1 protein-coding gene is annotated in these 211 nt (G+C 78.7%); it reads left to right on the top strand.

Annotated features, from left to right (window positions below):
* Positions 1-211, top strand: a 211-nt coding sequence (locus ACW9SV_RS22510) for a hypothetical protein (protein ID WP_479559036.1), incomplete at both ends; no start/stop codon positions are given.

The raw sequence follows: 211 nt of genomic DNA, 5'->3' as shown, positions 1-211 counted from the left end.
TGCTCTACGTGCGCCTGCACGGGCGCGCGGGCCTTCGGCCGCTGCTGGCCTGGGGGCTGGGCGGGGCCCTGCTGCTGTGGTTCTCCTACTCGGCCGTGTTCGTGCTGGCCGGGGTGGGGGCGGCCGCGGGCCTGCGCGCCCTTAGGCAAGGGGGCTGGCGCGCGGCCCTGCCCCTGGCGCTGCCCGGCGGGCTGTGGCTGGCCAGCTTCGC

This window comes from Rufibacter sp. JT20002 (assembly GCF_056491185.1).
This window is presented reverse-complemented; position numbering and strand designations above follow the sequence as displayed.